The 12,866-nt window shown below is 70.0% G+C and carries 16 protein-coding genes; 12 read left to right on the forward strand and 4 right to left on the reverse strand.

What is annotated here, in order from left to right:
- Positions 1–4 precede the first annotated feature (4 nt).
- Positions 5–1,012, reverse strand: a complete 1,008-nt coding sequence (locus MAA44156_RS01450) for a DUF4328 domain-containing protein (protein ID WP_076221098.1) — start codon at positions 1,010–1,012, stop codon at positions 5–7.
- A 425-nt stretch (positions 1,013–1,437) separates the two neighbouring features.
- Here MAA44156_RS01450 and MAA44156_RS23215 point away from each other — a divergent pair, with 425 nt between their 5' ends.
- From MAA44156_RS23215 to rraA, 9 genes are all read left to right on the forward strand, one after another.
- Complete coding sequence (locus MAA44156_RS23215; protein WP_003872295.1) at positions 1,438–1,593, forward strand: hypothetical protein; 156 nt, start codon at positions 1,438–1,440, stop codon at positions 1,591–1,593.
- 160 nt (positions 1,594–1,753) lie between these two features.
- On the forward strand, positions 1,754–2,377 hold the full coding sequence (locus MAA44156_RS01455) for a superoxide dismutase (protein ID WP_003872294.1): 624 nt from the start codon (positions 1,754–1,756) through the stop codon (positions 2,375–2,377).
- 157 nt (positions 2,378–2,534) lie between these two features.
- Positions 2,535–3,068: a hypothetical protein gene (locus MAA44156_RS01460; protein ID WP_003872293.1), complete on the forward strand. Its 534-nt coding sequence runs from the start codon at positions 2,535–2,537 to the stop codon at positions 3,066–3,068.
- Positions 3,069–3,491: 423 nt separating this feature from the next.
- Positions 3,492–3,890, forward strand: coding sequence for a helix-turn-helix transcriptional regulator (locus MAA44156_RS01465; RefSeq protein ID WP_003872292.1), 399 nt, complete (start codon positions 3,492–3,494; stop codon positions 3,888–3,890).
- 146 nt (positions 3,891–4,036) lie between these two features.
- Positions 4,037–4,693 carry a DUF6474 family protein gene (locus MAA44156_RS01470; protein WP_009974419.1) on the forward strand — a complete coding sequence of 219 codons (657 nt, stop codon included), beginning with the start codon at positions 4,037–4,039 and terminating at the stop codon, positions 4,691–4,693.
- 5 nt (positions 4,694–4,698) lie between these two features.
- Entirely contained in the window at positions 4,699–5,331 is a 633-nt protein-coding gene (locus MAA44156_RS01475; RefSeq protein ID WP_011723388.1) for a YcnI family copper-binding membrane protein, read from the forward strand.
- On the forward strand, positions 5,328–5,834 hold the full coding sequence (locus MAA44156_RS01480) for a copper resistance CopC family protein (protein WP_011723387.1): 507 nt from the start codon (positions 5,328–5,330) through the stop codon (positions 5,832–5,834). The genes MAA44156_RS01475 and MAA44156_RS01480 overlap by 4 nt, the downstream gene beginning before the upstream one ends.
- Positions 5,835–5,930: 96 nt before the next feature.
- On the forward strand, positions 5,931–6,341 hold the full coding sequence (locus tag MAA44156_RS01485) for an Rv3852 family protein (protein ID WP_003872288.1): 411 nt from the start codon (positions 5,931–5,933) through the stop codon (positions 6,339–6,341).
- Between the two features lie 8 nt (positions 6,342–6,349).
- Positions 6,350–6,835, forward strand: coding sequence for a ribonuclease E activity regulator RraA (rraA, locus tag MAA44156_RS01490; protein ID WP_009974410.1), 486 nt, complete (start codon positions 6,350–6,352; stop codon positions 6,833–6,835).
- Here rraA and MAA44156_RS01495 read toward each other — a convergent pair.
- On the reverse strand, positions 6,832–8,301 hold the full coding sequence (locus tag MAA44156_RS01495) for a flavin-containing monooxygenase (RefSeq protein WP_009974409.1): 1,470 nt from the start codon (positions 8,299–8,301) through the stop codon (positions 6,832–6,834). The two genes, rraA and MAA44156_RS01495, sit on opposite strands and share 4 nt — an antisense overlap.
- A 77-nt stretch (positions 8,302–8,378) precedes the next feature.
- On the opposite strand from MAA44156_RS01495, the gene MAA44156_RS01500 reads away from it, so the two are divergent.
- Together MAA44156_RS01500 and dinB are read left to right on the forward strand one after the other, a co-directional pair.
- On the forward strand, positions 8,379–9,020 hold the full coding sequence (locus MAA44156_RS01500; protein WP_009974408.1) for a TetR/AcrR family transcriptional regulator: 642 nt from the start codon (positions 8,379–8,381) through the stop codon (positions 9,018–9,020).
- A gap of 29 nt (positions 9,021–9,049) precedes the next feature.
- Positions 9,050–10,252, forward strand: coding sequence for a DNA polymerase IV (dinB, locus tag MAA44156_RS01505; protein WP_009974407.1), 1,203 nt, complete (start codon positions 9,050–9,052; stop codon positions 10,250–10,252).
- A gap of 6 nt (positions 10,253–10,258) precedes the next feature.
- Here the strand turns inward: dinB and MAA44156_RS01510 are convergent, their stop codons facing one another.
- Positions 10,259–11,263, reverse strand: a complete 1,005-nt coding sequence (locus MAA44156_RS01510; protein ID WP_009974404.1) for a PHP domain-containing protein — start codon at positions 11,261–11,263, stop codon at positions 10,259–10,261.
- Between the two features lie 78 nt (positions 11,264–11,341).
- Positions 11,342–11,782 (reverse strand): hypothetical protein, encoded by a 441-nt coding sequence (locus tag MAA44156_RS01515; protein WP_009974403.1) that lies wholly within the window; start codon positions 11,780–11,782, stop codon positions 11,342–11,344.
- Between the two features lie 51 nt (positions 11,783–11,833).
- On the opposite strand from MAA44156_RS01515, the gene MAA44156_RS01520 reads away from it, so the two are divergent.
- Positions 11,834–12,685, forward strand: coding sequence for an LLM class F420-dependent oxidoreductase (locus MAA44156_RS01520; protein WP_009974401.1), 852 nt, complete (start codon positions 11,834–11,836; stop codon positions 12,683–12,685).
- Positions 12,686–12,866 lie beyond the last annotated feature (181 nt).

The following is a 12,866-nucleotide window of genomic DNA, read 5'->3' on the forward strand; positions in this document are numbered from 1 at the left end:
ACCCCTATGCTGCCGGTTCCTGGCCCTTGAACTCAACCGGGGCGCCCGGCGCCGGCGGGGGCGGGCCGTCGTCGGGAACCATCACCCAGCGGTGCGCGGGCCGCGCCACGGGTTTGCGCTGGAATCCCTCGAAAATGCGGGTTGCCGCGGCCAGGGTGGCGGCGGCGAACAGATACCCGAACACCATCAGGATGGTGTTGTTGGCGATGCCCTGGGCGTCGGTGACGAAGCTGGTCGCGATGGCCGAGACGGACACCGCGTAGCTGCACACCCAGGTGATCCACCACTGCAGAATGGGCCCCTTGAGCCGGTGGTAGTGCTCCTCCAGCAGGGCCAGCTCGATCACGAACACCGGCGCCCACAGCAGGTTGGCCAGCGGCACCACGCAGCCGGCCCCCAACGCCCGCGCCGAGCGCGGGTCGGGCAGGCCGTGGTGGGCGAACACCGCGGCGCGCCGCGCGATCATCCAGCGGATCAGCGCCACGCCGGAGGCGATCACCGCCCCCACCGCGCCCACACTGGCCAGCACGCCGAGCCAGTCGGCGCCGATCGCCACCCACGAGTACAGCAAAGTATCGCGGTTGATCACCAGCAGCAGGTAGCGCACGACGTAGACCAGGGCGGCGATGCCGAGCACCAGCACGCCGACGAAGGACGTGCTGCGGACCAGCTGCGCCGGCGGTCCCGGGTGCGCGGACGCGGCGGCGACGGCGGGCGGCGGCTCGACGCGGTCGGCCAGCCCCCAGCGCGGAATCACCGCGTAGCGGGGGGTGGGCCCGAGGGGACGACGGCCGCGCCGCGGCGGCGGCGCCGCGCCGGGACGCACCGCTATCCACCGGTAGCCGGGGGGCAGCCGCGGCGGCGTGCGCTGCCACCCCGGGGCCCGCGCGGGACCGGCCGGCGGGGCGTCGGGCAGGGGCGCCATCAGGGCACCCCGACAGCGCGGGCACCACTCGCGCTGCCGGTCGCGCACATTCCAGCGGGTGCCGCATTGAGAGCACACCTGGATCACCGGACCAGACTAGCGTCGCCGACGATCGCCGCCCGGCCGGGCAACGCCGCCGACCGCCGCACACTATCCACAGTTTCCACAGGTTTATCCACACCGCCCCAGGGGGTATGGATAGGCATCGCTACTGCCTCTGGCGGCTAACCGCGGTGTCACTGTGGATAACACCCGGTTTCTTATACACGCCGTCGCGTTGCCGCAAGCCTGCGATCGAGCGAAATGGATTGGCCGGCTAACCACCGCCGACGCCACCTCCGCTCCGGCGCCGCACCTTCGGCCCGGCGGCGCCCGCGCACCTGCCGTTATCGAGCAACTCGCAGGTCAGGGGCTTATTTCGCAACCTCGTGACAAAGCGCTATGATCGCGTTCTCGAAAGGTGTTTGTGACTCACCTCACTTGGCGAGGTGACCGGGGGTGAAAGGCGTTTGATGGCCACGCATTCGTTCGGTCCGGGATCACCGGCCCCGTCGAAGTCGTATGGCGGCTCGCCCGCGTGGAACCACAGCTACAGCGTCGCGGCACTGCGCGCCGGATTGATCGCACTGGCGCTGCTGGCGGTATTGGCCCTCATCGTCTTGTCTTGAAGTCCTGTCTTGAAACACCGCTGAGCGGGTATCCGCCTTCCGGCTCAGCGGGCTCGTTCTTGCGGTGCGCGCGGTCATGGAGCAGGGTTGATAACGCCCGGCCGCCGCGAGGTGGCCCGCGCGACTGAGCGTCAAGACGACAATCGAAGAAAGGAATGCCGTGGCTGAATACACCCTGCCCGACCTGGACTGGGACTATGCAGCGTTGGAACCGCACATCTCGGGGCAGATCAACGAGATCCACCACACCAAGCACCACGCCACCTACGTCAAAGGCGTGAACGACGCTCTTGCCAAGCTCGAAGAGGCCCGCGCCAACGAGGACCACGCTGCGATCTTCCTGAACGAAAAGAACCTCGCCTTCCACCTGGGCGGCCACGTCAACCACTCGATCTGGTGGAAGAACCTGTCGCCGGACGGCGGTGACAAGCCCACCGGTGAGCTGGCCGCCGCGATCGACGACGCGTTCGGGTCCTTCGACAAGTTCCGAGCGCAATTCAGCGCCGCCGCCAACGGCCTGCAGGGCTCCGGCTGGGCGGTGCTGGGCTATGACACCCTGGGCAGCCGGTTGCTGACCTTCCAGCTCTACGACCAGCAGGCCAACGTCCCGCTGGGCATCATCCCGCTGCTGCAGGTCGACATGTGGGAGCACGCGTTCTACCTGCAGTACAAGAACGTCAAGGCGGACTACGTCAAGGCGTTCTGGAACGTGGTCAACTGGGCGGACGTGCAGAAGCGGTACGCCGCCGCCACTTCCAAGGCCCAAGGCCTGATCTTCGGCTGACTTTCCTCTCGATCGGCGGGGGCGTCGCGCGCTACGCGGCGCCCTCGTCGTTTCGCGGCCGTGTCGTGTTGCCAGCCGCCGAAACCGCAGGCATGCTTGATTATTCGAGCTGCCAGTGTGGTCATTTCCATAGCGGAGGCGTCGCGCGGAGGTCGAAATGGAAACAGGGTCGGATCGGCCTATCGGGGTGTCCCCCTTCCATTCTCGTGGTGCCCTGAAAGGGTTCGTGATCTCCGGACGCTGGCCGGATTCCACCAAGGAGTGGGCGCAGCTGCTCATGGTCGCGGTCCGGGTCGCGTCGTTGCCCGGATTGCTCTCCACCACAACGGTGTTCGGCGCCCGCGAGGAACTGCCCGACGAACCCGAGCCCGGCACGGTCGGCCTGGTGCTGGCCGAAGGCACCGTTTTCGGTGAATCAGCAATCCCGCCAGGCCATTTCGCCGACCACCAACCCCCCGCCCTGCTGATGCTGCATCCGCCGTCGGAAACCATGCCGTCGCTGCCCGAATGCACGGGCGCGGCGTCGGGATGCGTGTTGCTGCCCGGCCTGCCCTACCTCGGGCTCGAACACCGGGCCGCCTGGGTGGAAGCCGAGGCCGACGGCACCATCACCTCGATGGTGAGCCGGGTGGGCGTCGACCCGATCAGCCACCCGGACACCGCGATCCTGGCGATGCTGCTCGCCGCCTAGCGACTGCGCCGTTCCCCCTTTTCGATGCCCGACGGCCCGTGCGGCGCCGCGCGACGGGGCTGACCGGCCCCGTGGTTACGTTCGGCAGCAAAGGGTCCCCGGGTTCGTCCCCGCTCCGCGGCTCGTTGCGGCGCAATTGCCCAGCACCGGCGCGGTAATCAGCACGACCGTCAACGGGCCGGATGCCCGCCACTTCGGGACGGGTGTCCAATTCTGCGGATAACCTGTGAGTTTCAGCGATTTAGTGGACACCCCAGCGAATCAGTTAGACGCTCGTTGAGTGGGGAGTTGGCGGGCGTCAGCTATGCGGCTCGGGAATCGCCATGGGTTTGCACCTGGTTACCGTTACCAAGCCTCGCTACCATGATCAGCAAATACACCTAGGTAACAGTTAACTTCTACAGCCCTGTGGAGGTCATATCCATGAGCACGACATTCGCTGCTCGCCTGAACCGCCTGTTCGACACGGTGTATCCGCCCGGACGGGGTCCGCACACCTCCGCGGAAGTGATCGCGGCGCTCAAGGCGGAGGGCATCACGATGTCGGCTCCCTACCTGTCCCAGCTGCGTTCGGGCAACCGCACCAACCCGTCGTCGGCCACCATGGCCGCGCTGGCCAACTTCTTCCGCATCAAGCCGGCCTACTTCACCGACGACGAGTACTACGAAAAGCTCGATGCGGAACTGTCCTGGCTGGCCATGTCGCGCGATGACAACGTGCGCCGCATCGCGATGCGCACCGCCGAGCTCTCGCCCGAGGCCCAGCGCGAGGTCATGGATCGGGTCAACGAGCTGCGTCGCGCGGAGCACTTGGACGCCTGACGCCCACCCCGGCCCGGCAGCGCCCGTCCCGGCCTGCCCTGGCGGGCTGCCGCCCGCCCATTCCCATTAGGGTTGGCTCACGGATCGCGCAACGCGAGAGCGTCAGAGAACGATTGCCAGCGAAATTACCGGGGAGCGGTGAGGGAATGGGCCTGTTCCGCAAGCGAAAGAGCCGCGCGACGCGTCGCGCCGAAGCCCGCGCGATCAAGGCCCGCGCCAAGCTGGAGGCCAAGCTGGCCGCCAAGAACGAGGCCCGCCGCGCCAAATCCGCGCTGCGCGCCCAGGACAAGGCGCTCAAGGCGCAGATCAAGGCGCAGCGCGACAGCGACCGCAACGCCCTTAAAGTCGCCGAGGCCGAACTCAAGGCCGCGCGGGAGGGCAAGATCTTGTCGCCCACCCGAATCCGGCGGATTCTCACGGTGTCCCGGCTGCTCGCCCCGATCCTCACCCCGCTCGTCTACCGCGCCGCCGTCTCGGCGCGCGCGCTGATCGACCAGCGCCGCGCCGATCGGCTGGGCGTCCCGTTGGCCAAGATCGGCCAGTTCTCCGGCCACGGCGCCCAGCTGTCGGCCCGCATCGCCGGGGCGGAGAAGTCGTTGCGGATGGTGCAGGAACGCAAACCCAAGGACGGCGAGACGAAGCAGTTCGTCGCCGCCATCTCCGAGCGGCTCACCGACCTGGCGGCCGCGGTGACCGCCGCGGAGAACATGCCCGCCGCCCGACGCCGGGCGGCACACGCCGCCATCTCCTCGCAGCTCGACGGCATCGAGGCGGACCTGATGGCCCGCCTCGGGTTGAGCTGACCCGCATGCCGCCGCGCAAGCGCCGGGCCCCGCGCCTGCTGGTCGCCGTCGCCGCCCTGTGCCTCGGATCGGTGGCCTGGTCCCCGATCGCGTCGGCGCACGTGCACGCCGGCAGCGACAACCCGGTGCGCGGCGCCATGGCCGTCGTCACCTTCCAGGTGCCCAACGAATCCAACACCGGGGCCGCCACCACCGCGCTGACCGTCGCGCTGCCCAACGTGGCCGCGGCGCACACCGAGACCATGCCGGGCTGGACGGCCCGGCTGGACCGGGACGCGGCATCCGGCACCGTCCGCTCGGTCACCTGGACCGCCGCCGCGGGCGGCGGCATCGGGCCCGACCAGTTCGCCCTGTTCCGGCTGTCGGTGAAGCTGCCCGACGCCGACACCGTCAGCTTTCCGGCCACCCAGACCTACGCCGACGGCACCGTGGTCAAGTGGGATCAGCCGCCGCTGCCCGACGGCGGCGAGCCCGAGCACCCGGCCCCGACGCTCGCCCTGGCCGCCGGGCCGGCGGCCGGCCACCAGCACCCCGGCGGGCCCGCCGCGGCCGACAACGCCGCGCGGTGGCTGGGCGGCGCCGCGCTGGTGCTGGCCGCGCTCGGCATCGCGATCGCCCTGGTCCGCCGGCGGGCATGAGGCGCTGGGCGGTTGGCGCGTGCGTCGGCGCCCTGGTCCTGATCGCCGGGCTGACCGCGCCCGCGGCGTGGGCGCACGCCGCCCGCGTGGCGACCGACCCCGCCGCCGACGCGGCGCTGACGACCGGGCCGCACCGGGTCAGCGCGACCTTCAACGAGCAGCTGCAAACCACCTTCGCCGCGATGACGGTGGTCGGGCCGGACGGCAACGTGTGGTCCACCGGAGAGCCCACCGTGCAGGGCGCGGTGGTCAGCGTGGCGGTGCGACCGCTGGGGCCGGCCGGGACGTACACGGCGAACTACCGGGTGACCTCCGCGGACGGCCACGTGGTGGCGGGATCCTGGTCGTTCCGGCTGACCGTGCCCGGCACCGGCACACCGGGGCCCGCCGCGGCCGGGCACGCCGGCGGGGGTGGCGGCGCGGTGCCGGTCTGGCCGTTCGTGGCGGCCGCGGCGGCGCTGATCGCCGGGGGCGCCTGGTGGGCGGCCCGGCGCGGGCGGTGACCGGCGGCCCGGGCGGCGGGAGGCGTCCTGGCATGATGGGTCGAAGACCCCGGTGAGCCAGGGAACGACGACAGAGGAAGGTCGAGGAGCGGCCGCATGGCAGACCCGCAGGACCCCACCAACAGCGCAGCCGACGGCGCCGGCGACCCGCCGGAGAAGAAACCGCCCGCCAAGGCGGCCAAGAAGACCGCGAAAGCGCCGGCCAAGAAGGCACCTGCGAAGAAGGCGCCCGCCAAGAAGGCACCCGCCAAGAAGGCCCCCGCGAAGAAGGCGCCGGCCAAGAACACCCCCACCGGCGGCGGGCAGCGGGCCGACACCAACGGGGACCTGACCGCCGCCGCCAAAGATGCTGCCGCACAAGCGAAGTCGACCGTCGAAGCCGCGGATAACCCGGTGGCTCCCGCGGTGGTCGGTCCGGCGGCGGGTCAGTCGCCGGTGCCGCTGATCGTCGCCGTCGCCGTCAGCCTGCTGGCTATCCTGCTCATCCGCCAGCTGCGCCGCCGCTGAGCGCCGACGTGACCGTTTCCTTTCGGCCCACCGCCGACCTGGTCGACGACATCGGGCCCGACGTGCGCAGCTGCGACCTGCAATTCCGTCAGCTCGGCGGGCGCACCGAATTCGCCGGGCCGATCAGCACGGTGCGCTGCTTCCAGGACAACGCGCTGCTCAAATCGGTGCTCTCCGAGCCGGGTGGCGGCGGAGTCCTGGTGGTCGACGGCGGCGGCTCGCTGCACACCGCGCTGGTCGGCGACGCCATCGCCGAGCTGGCCCGCGCCAACGGCTGGGCCGGGCTGATCGTCAACGGTGCGGTGCGCGACAGCGCCGCCCTGCGCGGCATGGACATCGGCGTCAAGGCGCTGGGCACCAATCCGCGCAAGAGCACCAAGACCGGCGCCGGCGAGCGCGACGTCGACATCACCCTCGGCGGTGTGACGTTCACGCCCGGCGACATCGCCTACAGCGACGACGACGGGATCGTCGTCGTCGCTGCAGGAGACTAAACCGCTACCGGCGCACGCTTTTTCGCGAACTTCAGGCCCTCGTCGTCGACCCTGCCGCGCCGGATGGTCCGCATGTCGAAGAAGTAGTTCTGCTTGAGCCGCCACGGGGCCCGCGACCCAGACTTGGGCAGCAGGTGCATCGACCGGCGGAAGTAGCCCGGAGTGAAGTCCATGAACGGCAGCGCGTCGACGTCCTCGCCCGGGTGTTGCGGCTCCACGAAGTCAAACCCCTTGGCGTCCATGTAGTTCAGCAGCCGGCAGACGAATTCGGAGACCAGGTCGGCCTTCAGCGTCCACGATGCGTTGGTGTAGCCGAACGTGATGGCGAAGTTCGGCATCCCGGAGAACATCAGCCCCTTGTAGGTCATCAGCGACGTCAGGTCGACCGGGTCGCCGTTGCGGGTCGGCGTCACCCCACCGAGCAGCTGCATGTTCAATCCCGTTGCGGTGACGATGATGTCGGCCGGCAGTTCCTCGCCGGAGTTCAGCCTGATGCCGGTCGTGGTGAACCGGTCGATGGTGTCGGTGACGACGTCGGCCTTGCCGTGCCGGATGGTGCGGAAGAAGTCGCCGTCGGGGGCCAGGCACAGCCGCTCGTCCCACACGTTGTAGCGCGGCCCGAAGTGCTTTTCCACGTCGTAGCCCTCGGGCAGGCGGCGCTTGGCCATCGTCATCAGCGTCTTGCGCATGTAGGCCGGGGCCTTGCGGGACAGCTGGTACTGGAAGGTGCTGAACGCGATGGCTTTCCAGCGGTTGGCCATGTGCGCCAGCCGGTCGGGCAGCAGCCGGTTGGCCCGCTCGGCGAACGGGTCGACCCCGGGCAGCGAGCCGATGTAGGTCGGCGAGCGCTGCAGCATCGTCACATGCCCGGCGCCGGAGTTCACCAGGGCCGGGATCAGGGTGATCGCGGTGGCACCGGAGCCGATGACCACGATGCGCTTGCCCGCATAGTCGAGGTCCTCGGGCCAGTGCTGCGGGTGGACGATGGTGCCGCCGAAATCCTCGGCCCCGGGGAAGGTGGGCGAGTAGCCCTCGTCGTAGTTGTAGTAGCCGGTGCAGGCGAACAGGAACGAGCAGGTGATCTCGCTGCGCTGGCCGTCGTGTTCCACGGTCACCGTCCAGCGGTTGTCGGCATCGGACCAGTCGGCGGCCACCACCCGGTGCCGGTAGCGGATGTGCGGCTCGATCCGGTTCTCGACCGCGGCCTCCTTGATGTAGGCCTTGATCGACGCGCCGTCGGCGATCGACTTCGCCGACCGCCACGGCTTGAAGCGGAAGCCGAGCGTGAACATGTCGGAGTCGGACCGGATGCCCGGGTACTTGAACAGGTCCCAGGTGCCGCCCAGGTCGGCGCGGCGTTCCAGGATGGCGTAGCTCTTGGTGGGGCAGCGGTTCTGCAGGTGCCAGGCGGCACTCACGCCGGAGATTCCGGCGCCCACGATGAGGACGTCAAGGTGTTCAGTCATGAAAACCACGCTATCAACACCGTGTCGAAGCGGTCAACACCCTGTCGAATTTATCGACGGCGTGTAAGGTAGCGGCCGTGACTACCGTCGGCCAGACGCGCGCCCTGCGGGGCCGTCGCGCCATCCGCCCCACCGGCGACGAGCGCGAGCAGGCCATCCTCGCCACCGCCGAGCGACTGCTGGAGACTCGGCCGTTCGCCGGCATCTCGGTCGACGACCTGGCCAAGGGCGCCGGGCTATCCCGGCCCACGTTCTACTTCTATTTCAAGTCCAAAGAGGCGGTGGTGCTCTCGCTGCTCGAGCCGGTGATCGCCCGGGCCGACGCCGAGTTCGACGGTGCCGTGCAGCGGCTGCCGACGGACCCCCGGCGGGTGTGGCGCAACGGCATCAAGGCGTTCTTCACCGCGTTCAGCTCGCATCGCGCGCTGGCCCGCGCGGCCACCGAGGCGCTGGCCACCAGCTCCGAGCTGCGCTCGGTGTGGTCGGGATTCATGCAGAAGTGGATCGACCAGACCGCGGCCATGATCACCGCCGAACGCGAGCGCGGCGCGGCGCCGGACACCATTCCCGCCGCCGACCTGGCCACGTCGTTGAACCAGATGAACGAGCGCACCATGATGGCCGCCCTGTCCGCCGAGACCCCGGCCGTCGCCGAGGACCGGGTGGTCGACACCCTCACCCACATCTGGGTCAGCAGCATCTACGGCGAATCCGGCTAGCGCCGCCTGTCGGCACCGCATGCGAACATATGTTCGTGCGGTGTGATGCGTCCATCCTGCACGCCGACCTGGACTCCTTCTACGCGTCGGTGGAACAGCGCGACGACCCGACGCTGCGCGGCCGGCCGGTGATCGTCGGCGGCGGCGTGGTGCTGGCGGCCAGCTACGAGGCCAAGGCTTACGGCGTGCGGACCGCGATGGGCGGGGCGCAGGCCCGCCGGCTCTGCCCGCACGCCGTGGTGGTGCCGCCGCGGATGCACGCCTACACCCGCGCCAGCGACGCCGTTTTCCGGGTGTTCCGCGAGTGCACCCCGCTGGTGGAGCCGCTGTCGGTCGACGAGGCGTTCCTCGATGTGGGCGGGCTGCGCCGGGTGTCCGGCACGCCGGTGGCCATCGCGCAGCGGCTGCGCGCCGACGTGCGCGACCGGGTCGGGCTGCCGATCACCGTCGGGATCGCCCGGACCAAGTTCCTGGCCAAGGTGGCCAGCCAGCAGGCCAAGCCGGACGGCCTGTTGCTGGTGCCGCCCGATCAGGAGCTGGCCTTCCTGCGCCCGCTGCCGGTGCGCCGGCTGTGGGGCGTGGGGGCGGTGACGGCCGAGAAGCTGCGCGCGCACGGCATCGCCACCGTGGCCGACGTGGCCGAGCTCAGCGAGTCGACGCTGGGCTCGATGGTGGGCGCCGCGATGGGCCGGCAGCTCTACGCGCTGTCCCGCAACATCGACCGCAGGCGGGTGAGCACCGGTGTGCGGCGCCGGTCGGTCGGCGCCCAGCGGGCGCTGGGCCGGGCCGGAAACACCATGTCCGACAGCGAGATCGACGCCGTGGTGGTCAACCTGATCGACCGCATCACCGGGCGGATGCGCGCCGCCGGGCGCACCGGTCGCACCGTGGTGCTGCGGCTGCGCTTCGACGACTTCACCCGGACGACCCGCTCGCACACCCTGCCGTGGGCCACGTCGTCCACCGCGCCGATCCTGGCCGCCGCCCGGCGGCTGGTGGCGGGCGCGGCGCCGATGATCGCGCGGCGCGGGCTGACGCTGGTCGGCTTCGCCGTGTCGGGCATCGACCGCGACGGCGCCCAGCAGTTGATGCTGCCGTTCGAGGGTCGGCCGCCAGATGCCATCGACGCCGCGATCGACCGGGTGCGGCGCCGCTACGGCAAGGCGGCGCTGACGCCGGCGGTGTTGCTGGGCCGCGACCCGGGACTCGAGATGCCGCACCTGCCGGACTGATCGGACCTAGCCGGCCGTCCACTCCAGCAGCCGTTCGGCCGGCCAGGTGTTGACGATCCGGTCGACGGGCACCCCGGCGTCCAGGGCGCGCTGGGCGCCGTAGCCGAGGAATTCCAGCTGGCCCGGCGCGTGCGCATCGGTGTCGATGCTGAACACGCAGCCCATCTCCAGCGCCAGGTTCAGCAGCCGGGTCGGCGGGTCGCGGCGTTCCGGCCGGGAGTTGATCTCCACCGCGGTGCCGTGCTCGCGGCAGGCGGTGAACACCGCCTCGGCGTCGAACTTGGACTCCGGCCGGATGCCGCGGTTGCCGGACACCAACCGGCCGGTGCAGTGGCCGAGCACGTCGGCGTGCGGATTTTGCACGGCGCGCAGCATCCGGCGGGTCATCGCGGCGGAATCCATCGACAGCTTGGAGTGCACGCTGGCCACCACGACGTCGAGCCGCTCCAGCAGTTCGGGTTCCTGGTCCAGCCCGCCGTCCTCGAGGATGTCCACCTCGATCCCGGTCAGGATGCGCATCGGCGCGACGGTGTCCTGCAGCCGGTCGATCACGTCGAGCTGCTTGCGCAGCCGCTCCGGCGACAGGCCGTTGGCGATGGTCAGCCGTGGCGAATGGTCGGTCAGCGCGCAGTATTCGTGACCGAGCGCCGCCGCGGCGGCCATCATCTCCTCGATCGGCGCCGAACCGTCCGACCAGTTCGAGTGCACATGCAGATCGCCGCGCAGCGCCGAACGGATATCGCCGCCATCGAGATCCTCTGCGGCAGAACGCAATTCGACCAGCATGTCGGGTTCGCGACCGGACCAGGCCTGCGCGATCACCTTGGCGGTCTTGGGTCCGATGCCCGGCAGCGACTGCCAGCTGTTGGCCTGCCCGTGGCGCTCCCGCGTCGCCTCGTCGAGGCCCTCGATGATGTCGGCCGCGTTGCGGTAGGCCATCACCCGCCTGGGGTCGTGGCGGCTGCGGTCCTTGTAGTACGCGATCTGCCGCAGCGCAACTACCGGGTCCATGACTCCAGTGTGCCCGCGCGGTGACCGCCAGCGCGGAGAGGCCGGGCGCCGCAGATCACCGCCGAACCCCCGCGCGGATCACCACAGCTGTCCGGCGACGAACCCGGCGAACAGCACGCCGAATCCGCCGATCTCCCCGACGATCAGCGCGGCCATCGACCACCGCAGTCCGGCGGTGGGGCGCTCGAACTGGTTGACGGTGTCGCGCCGCGCGCCGTGGCCGATGTAGGCCAGGATGGCCGCCAGGAAGAAGAAGACCAGCACCCCGGCCGCGGCCAGGTTCACCCACACCGGCCAGGCGCTCAGTTGCACGAACACCGCGATCAGCAGCGTGGCGAACGAGTACAGCAGGGCCGCCCGGTGCGCGATGTCGACGTAGGGATGCGCAAGGTGGTTCTCCGAGGTCATCATCTCGCGGTACTTCCACACGCCCAGGATCAGCGCGAGCAAAAAGATCTGCCCCGCGGCCAGCAGGGTGATCTTGGTGTCGAGTCCCAGGGAGCCACAACCGAACGTCATCAGAACGTCGAGTTTAGTTGTCCTTCATAAAGACCGACTAACGTCGGCGTCATGCGATTCGCCTTCAAGACCTCCCCGCAGAACACCACCTGGGCCCAGATGCTGGCCGTCTGGCAAGCGGCCGACGACATCGACGTCTACGAATCCGGCTGGACGTTCGATCACTTCTACCCGATCTTCTCCGACAGCAGCGGCCCCTGCCTGGAGGGCTGGACGACGCTGACCGCGCTGGCGCAGGCCACCAAGCGGCTGCGGCTGGGCACCCTGGTCACCGGGATCCACTACCGCCACCCCGCGGTGCTGGCCAACATGGCCGCCGCGGTCGACATCATCTCCGGCGGCCGGCTCGAGCTCGGTATCGGCGCCGGCTGGAACGAGGAGGAGTCCGGCGCCTACGGCATCGAACTGGGCAGCATCCGGGAACGCTTCGACCGCTTCGAGGAGGCGTGCGCGGTGCTGACCAGCCTGCTCAGCCAGGAGACCACCGACTTCGACGGCAAGTTCTACCAGCTCAAGGGGGCCCGCAACGAGCCGAAGGGACCGCAGCGGCCGCACCCGCCGATCTGCATCGGCGGCAGCGGGGAGAAGCGCACCCTGCGGATCACCGCCCGCTACGCCCAGCACTGGAACTTCGTCGGCGGCCCGCCGGACGTCTTCGCCCACAAGCGAGACGTGCTGGCCTCGCATTGCGCGGACATCGGGCGCGATCCCAAGGAGATCCTGCTCTCGGCGCACCTGCGGCTGGAGCCGGACCTGGACTACGGCAAGGTCATCGACGGCGCGGCCGCGCTGGCCGCCGAGGGATTGGATCTCGGCATCGTCTACCTGCCGCCGCCGCACGACCCCGCGGTGCTGGAGCCGCTCGCCGAGGCGATCCGCGACTCGGGTTTATTGCGTTCCTGAGGCACCCGCCCGCCGGGCCCGCCGCGAGCAAACACACCGGGGGTCTGACGCCACGTCGGCCCGGCGATCACACACCGAACAGCAGAAGGTCCTGCGCGGTGACCAGACGCTCGTGCTTGGCGGGGAACTCACGGCTCTTCACCGGATGACGCAGCCATGACCAGGCGATTCGCCCCATCCG

It is taken from the genome of Mycobacterium avium subsp. avium (assembly GCF_009741445.1).
Taxonomy (GTDB): Bacteria; Actinomycetota; Actinomycetes; order Mycobacteriales; family Mycobacteriaceae; genus Mycobacterium; species Mycobacterium avium.

Coding starts and splice junctions, on each gene's coding strand:
- MAA44156_RS01470 (WP_009974419.1), top strand. CDS start 4,037: ATGGGCCTGTTCCGCAAGCGAAAGAGCCGCGCGACGCGTCGCGCCGAA.
- MAA44156_RS01480 (WP_011723387.1), top strand. CDS start 5,328: ATGAGGCGCTGGGCGGTTGGCGCGTGCGTCGGCGCCCTGGTCCTGATC.
- MAA44156_RS01485 (WP_003872288.1), top strand. CDS start 5,931: ATGGCAGACCCGCAGGACCCCACCAACAGCGCAGCCGACGGCGCCGGC.
- dinB (WP_009974407.1), top strand. CDS start 9,050: ATGTTCGTGCGGTGTGATGCGTCCATCCTGCACGCCGACCTGGACTCC.
- MAA44156_RS01520 (WP_009974401.1), top strand. CDS start 11,834: ATGCGATTCGCCTTCAAGACCTCCCCGCAGAACACCACCTGGGCCCAG.
- MAA44156_RS01475 (WP_011723388.1), top strand. CDS start 4,699: ATGCCGCCGCGCAAGCGCCGGGCCCCGCGCCTGCTGGTCGCCGTCGCC.
- MAA44156_RS01515 (WP_009974403.1), bottom strand. CDS start 11,782: ATGACGTTCGGTTGTGGCTCCCTGGGACTCGACACCAAGATCACCCTG.
- MAA44156_RS01460 (WP_003872293.1), top strand. CDS start 2,535: ATGGAAACAGGGTCGGATCGGCCTATCGGGGTGTCCCCCTTCCATTCT.
- MAA44156_RS01495 (WP_009974409.1), bottom strand. CDS start 8,301: ATGACTGAACACCTTGACGTCCTCATCGTGGGCGCCGGAATCTCCGGC.
- MAA44156_RS01510 (WP_009974404.1), bottom strand. CDS start 11,263: ATGGACCCGGTAGTTGCGCTGCGGCAGATCGCGTACTACAAGGACCGC.
- MAA44156_RS01465 (WP_003872292.1), top strand. CDS start 3,492: ATGAGCACGACATTCGCTGCTCGCCTGAACCGCCTGTTCGACACGGTG.
- MAA44156_RS23215 (WP_003872295.1), top strand. CDS start 1,438: ATGGCCACGCATTCGTTCGGTCCGGGATCACCGGCCCCGTCGAAGTCG.